5 protein-coding genes and 1 pseudogene are annotated in these 5,318 nt (G+C 50.6%); 2 read left to right on the forward strand and 4 right to left on the reverse strand.

The features are described 5' to 3' along the window. Positions 1-262, reverse strand: a 262-nt coding sequence (locus ACFSNB_RS18350) for a hypothetical protein (protein ID WP_377319227.1), incomplete at its 3' end; no start/stop codon positions are given. A 123-nt stretch (positions 263-385) separates the two neighbouring features. Here ACFSNB_RS18350 and ACFSNB_RS18355 point away from each other — a divergent pair. Together ACFSNB_RS18355 and ACFSNB_RS18360 are read left to right on the forward strand one after the other, a co-directional pair. Further along, positions 386-2,353 (forward strand): ATP-binding protein, encoded by a 1,968-nt coding sequence (locus ACFSNB_RS18355; RefSeq protein WP_377319229.1) that lies wholly within the window; start codon positions 386-388, stop codon positions 2,351-2,353. Next, complete coding sequence (locus ACFSNB_RS18360; protein WP_377319231.1) at positions 2,353-3,120, forward strand: FRG domain-containing protein; 768 nt, start codon at positions 2,353-2,355, stop codon at positions 3,118-3,120. The genes ACFSNB_RS18355 and ACFSNB_RS18360 overlap by 1 nt, the downstream gene beginning before the upstream one ends. 290 nt (positions 3,121-3,410) lie before the next feature. Here ACFSNB_RS18360 and ACFSNB_RS18925 read toward each other — a convergent pair whose 3' ends face one another. The 3 genes and pseudogenes from ACFSNB_RS18925 to ACFSNB_RS18370 form a co-directional block, all read right to left on the reverse strand. Next, on the reverse strand, positions 3,411-3,536 hold the full coding sequence (locus ACFSNB_RS18925) for a hypothetical protein (protein WP_465264579.1): 126 nt from the start codon (positions 3,534-3,536) through the stop codon (positions 3,411-3,413). A gap of 93 nt (positions 3,537-3,629) precedes the next feature. Then, positions 3,630-4,121: pseudogene (locus ACFSNB_RS18930) on the reverse strand (DUF2493 domain-containing protein); the annotation flags it as partial. Positions 4,122-4,686: 565 nt separating this feature from the next. Beyond that, positions 4,687-5,318 (reverse strand): DUF7146 domain-containing protein (locus tag ACFSNB_RS18370; protein WP_377319233.1); only part of this gene is annotated, 632 nt, incomplete at its 5' end.

Genomic DNA, 5,318 nt, shown 5'->3' on the forward strand with positions numbered 1-5,318 from the left:
CTGATCCGCGCTGTTGGCGCGCCGAGAATCGAGCCGTGGGGACGACCCGGGCATCAGAAACGAACACCAGATGAGGGGGAAATCCTTCGCCACTGGGAACGAAACCCGCGCCGATAGGCCCCATCATGCCCTGCAAATCTGCGTGGCAGATCCGTCTGGGCTCAATGCCGCGCTCGAAACCACGGCCGGATGCGGAGCCGGAAATACCGTATTTATTTTCAATGGATTGCTGGACACCGGAAAACCAGCGTGTCCGAGCCATTCTGCTTGTCGCGCATATGAATTACAAACAGAGCCAAAATAATTGACTGGAGATAAAAAACGTGCACAATCGATTATCTGTTGTTTTTATGGACGCATTTCTTCTGATTAGAATGGAAAAGTCATGAGAGAAAATGCGCAGTATCTAGTCGATATATCACAACCATCAAAAGAATTTGATGCCATTCAATTTATTCAACAATGCCTCCTGTCTGATATAGATCAATTACGTTATGCATCTATATATAGCAGATTTCATGCACATGTAAAAAGGCATGGGTATCCAATTCCAGCAGAAGATATGGCTCAATCATTTTACACAAAAAGAAAAAAATTAGAAGAAGAGGTTAACGTTGCAATTCTATCACTTAAAAATTTATACATTGTTGGATGCGAAGGTAGTGGGAAGACAACCCTTCTGCACTATGTGATAAGCACGAACTATGAGCGTTACAAAGCGGTATTTTGCTACATTGATGCCAGCGATATGGGACCAACCACAGAAGCCACTGCGGAAGCTTTTTATACAAGATTTCGAGATTCGCTTTTCTTATCGCTCCCTCCTGAGCTTAAAAACGAATTTAAAGAATGGATTAAAAAATTTGCAGATGACCCATTCACGGAAAACCTAGTCAGCACTTCAACCACAAAGCAGTTTGTGGAGTCTATTTTAATATTTATGAATAACACAGACGGTGCGTCCGGCTTTTATTTAATAATAGACAACTTAGACAGCTTAAAAAGCGAAACTGTTAAAGAATTTTTCTTGTTGCTTAGAAGACTAGAAGAAACCGTTGCCAGCGCCTTTCACACGCTATGCATTAAGGACTGCGATAAGGTACGGATAATTACGTGCTGCCGAACCCAAAGCATCGATATTGTTACTAGTGCCTCACAAGGCATATTTACAACATCTCCTTTTGCAACAATTGACATGGACGAGAGGTTTACAGCAGATACAGATATCATCGAATTGACAAGAAAATTTTTAGATAGTGAGAAAAATTATTTTTTTGGGAAATCAATCAACGAAAAAAAATACTTTTTTACTGGCGCTAATTTTGGTGGAGTAGGATGGGATTCGTTTGATGATTACAGCAATGCCGTATTTGATTGGCTTTCGAAGTCAAGGGAGGAAGTGAACAGCACGATTGTAAAATTTTGCGGCAGATCTATCCGCAGATCAAAACTTTTTCTTGTAAAAGCTCTCGCCAGTCCAATAATTGCTCGACTTGTATTCTTTGAACGGCACAACGTGTATAATATTACGCGCACAGATAAAGATTACTTAAAGCGAAGAATGCGTGAGGCCATTTTTGATTTTTCCACCGCATCGACACTCCAGTTACCTGGCTATCCTTTAAATCCCTTCGCCGTTCTGCGGGACGAGCACAATTTTAAAAATAATCCACTTATAGGAATCGTAAGCCTTCTTTATATCCATGAAAATATAGATATCTTAAGAATGAAAGACGTTCACTATGCTCAAGCCATTTCGATCAAACCTCTCTGTGATTACTTATTAAAAATGAAATATGAATACAAAGCAGTCTCAGAGTGCATTTCATCTTTTGTTTTATCAGGTCTTATTAGACCAATAATAGGTTCAGCCCCTTTGAACGAAGGGTCTGGAGAAGGGGATGGTTTTATCATTTACGATCAATACATAATTGACCATTATGCCCTAAGGGCTTACACCGACTTAATTCTATTTGCAAAATGGCAACAATCACTAACGTTTTATAATATGGCTCTTCGTTTTAGATATAAGATCAGAGGAGATCACCATTTGGACAATATGGCATATGAGGCCTATACATTTCTTGTATTTATACTGGATTTGCTTGAGAGAGAGAGGGCATTAGAGATTCAAATTCGCGGTACAGGAATAATGTTCAGACCACTAAGCGCCAGAATTCGCTATACCATTTTTAGCGTCCTTCCGTCTGAAATCAAAAAAGCAGAGGAAACACGCAGATCGAGAAATATACCTGAAAATATAAGGCAAGATCAGGCAGAGCTACTAATCAGAACAAGGAATTTGCTTGACGAAGTTCGCTGGAATTTATCGAAGCAAGCGGGAATAATATAATGGCTCTATGTTTCTATGAAGTAGATGACACGAAAGCTCCTGATATCTCAGTGGAAGAGTTCTTATCGGAGTGCTTGCTCGTCCCCAAAGGCTTTTCATATCGCGGCCAGGGCGATAAGAACTGGGATCTCGTTCCATCTGCATTCAGAGAAAGAACAGGAGCAACAGTCTCTACGATTGAAAGAACGCGACGCCTATCTTATTTTTTAAATGATCAGCAGTTTGAAATAGATTTCAAAAAGATAATCGACCTAGCAGGGAAAGATGAGCATATCGTAATATCCGATGAAGGCGGATATAAAACACTATCTATGCTCACATTTTTTCAGCACTTTGGCATTCCTACACCGCTTCTCGACTGGACAGAAAGCCCATTGATAGCCCTGTTCATGTCCGTATTTGAACGCCCAGCAGGGGCTCATGATATTAGTATTTTTCGTTACGACCCAACTCTGCAACCACCTGACGTAACGTTTCAACAATATGAAAAGATACCATTTCGAAGAATTCAGACTCAATTGGGTGGAATACTGTTTTTTGGAACGTGCAATGACAAGCATATAATAATAAACTCACATATATACAGTGAATACATAAAAGATTCGAAAGCGTCTCGCTTTATAAAAAAGCTCAATATACGCATCTCATCCAAAGATCTTGAGAAAATAAGCGAAGCCTTACACAACAATGGCTTTAGAGAAGATATGGTTTTCCCGAACAGCTTACAATACATAACGAATAAAATCAAAGAAAAAGTAATCGGATAATTTTAAAATACAGATTGCACAATACGATTTTTTATATTAATTGACCAATTCATTGCTATTGATTAAAAATAATTATGCCAAAGTTTAAAAAACTAAATATAGCACCGCCGTGCTATGAAAGATTTTTTCATATAATTATTAATTTTTATTCCAGAACCAACACATAATAAATTTGGTAGGGGCGGGTTAATTGGTGCGGACATTTTTCGTAAAGTCATATTTCACTTCCAGAACCAATTTTGCCATAGAAAGACGTAGACGAAATCGACCGCCCCAGCCCAAAGCGGCGCTTACGCGCCGCCCTCGCCCACGAACTTCCACACCGGGATGCCGAGCTTGCGGGCCTTGTCGACGAGATTGCCGCTGATGCCGGAGCCGGGGAAGGCGATCAGGCCGATCGGCAGCACCTCGAGCATCTGGTCATTGCGCTTGAAGGGGGCGGCGTTCTTGTGGCGGGTCCAATCCGGCTTGAACACCACCTGCGCCACCTTGCGCGAGTCGGCCCAGCAGGCGGCGATCCGCTCGGCGCCTTTCGGACTGCCGCCGTGCAGCAGCACCATGTCGGAATGCTTGGCCCGGACGCGGTCGAGCACGTCCCAGATGCGGCGATGGTCGTTGCACTCAGCCCCCCGGTGAAGGCGATCCGGGCCCCCGGAGGCAACAGCACCTGGGTATCGGCGCGGTGGCGGACGGCGATAAAGTCCCGGCTGTCGATCACCGCGGCGGTGAGGGCGCGATGATTGACCATCGAGCCGACGCGCGGCCGCCAGGAGGAGCCGGTGACCGCTTCGTAGCGCTCGGCGACGGTGTCGCGAAAGAACTCGAAGGCGTTGCGACGCTCGATCAGACCGAGGCCCTGTTCGATCAGCCGCTCCAGTTCGACCGAGCGCACCTCCGAGCCATTCTGTTCCAGCCGGGAGCGGTTCTGCGCCTGTTCGTTGGCGTCGAGATCGCGTTCGAGCCGGTCGATCTTGCGGTGGAAGATCGCGGCGAAGGACCACAGCAGGTCGGCGAGATCGTCCTCGAGCCGAGTGTCTGCCAGCAGGGCGACGAGGGCATCGACGATGCCGGCGAGTTCGCCCCGCACCATCTCGGACTCGGGCAGCGGGCGGGGATCAGGCTCGTCCTGACCGGGGCGATAGCCGTAGAGGGTCAATTCGTCGAGCAGGCTGGCGGTGGCGGAGGGAGCGTGAGCTTCCGGTTCGCTCTCGGGATCGGGATCGGGATCAGGAAACGGGAGGGAGGTGGGGATCATGGCGGGCTCCTCGTCGCTGGGACCGCGCCCATCGCGGCCTTCACGGGGATCGCCGGCCAGGGCTGGAACCGGGGGCGCACCCGCAGGGCCGAAGCCAACGGCGGAGGAGGAGCGGCCCGCGCTTTCTTGCCGCGCGAGGAGGCCGCAGGCCGGGGAAGAAAGCAAGCGGGGCGGTCCTTGCGCGCCCGGTCCGCGCCCTGGCAGATCCCCCGCACGGGAAGGCCGTGGGCTGCGGCTCCGGACGTATCGGGGAGCCCACGAGTCCCCCCTGTCCGTTTTGCTCAGCCCGGAGACCGGACACACGCCCCCGATCAGCCCCGGCCGCGATGACCGAAGACCCGCCGCGCATCCTCCGGGACGAGTTGCCCGGCCAGATGCCCCCGGAGCCAATCGGGGCCGAAGCGCAGCAGATCGGCGTTGAAATCCTCGCCCCACGGCCGCAGCGGCCGGACCTCGAGCCCCTGGGCGGCCCCGCGCGGGATCAGCCGCTCCACCGCCTTGCGACCGGCGGGATCATTGTCATGGGCGACATACAGGCGGACCAAACCGGGCGGAAAAGCGAAGGCGGCGAGGTGGTTGGCGGACAGAGCGGCGGCGACCGGCAAGGCGGGCAGAGCCGAGCGCACCGCCAGCATGGTTTCGATTCCCTCCCCCGCCGCCAGCAGATCGGCGACGGGACCAAAGCGGACGGCGTTGCCGAGCAGATGACCGAGCGCCCGACGCGGGGTGACGAGCGGGGCCTTGGCCGGCCGGTCGCGATCGAGCCAGGTCCGTTGCAGCCCGGTGATCCGGCCCGCGCCATCGGTGACGGCGGCAAGCAGCGCCGGCCAGCTCTGGCGGGGGGCGTCGGGATGGGGACGGTACCACAGCGCCGGATGGAAGCGCAGGGCCGGCAGATCGAGCCGACCGGTGATGCCGCGCCCCCGCAGATAGGCCTCGGCCA

Source organism: Phaeospirillum tilakii (assembly GCF_042683125.1).
GTDB lineage: Bacteria > Pseudomonadota > Alphaproteobacteria > Rhodospirillales > Magnetospirillaceae > Phaeospirillum > Phaeospirillum tilakii.

Coding starts and splice junctions, on each gene's coding strand:
- ACFSNB_RS18355 (WP_377319229.1), top strand. CDS start 386: ATGAGAGAAAATGCGCAGTATCTAGTCGATATATCACAACCATCAAAA.
- ACFSNB_RS18360 (WP_377319231.1), top strand. CDS start 2,353: ATGGCTCTATGTTTCTATGAAGTAGATGACACGAAAGCTCCTGATATC.
- ACFSNB_RS18925 (WP_465264579.1), bottom strand. CDS start 3,536: ATGCTCGAGGTGCTGCCGATCGGCCTGATCGCCTTCCCCGGCTCCGGC.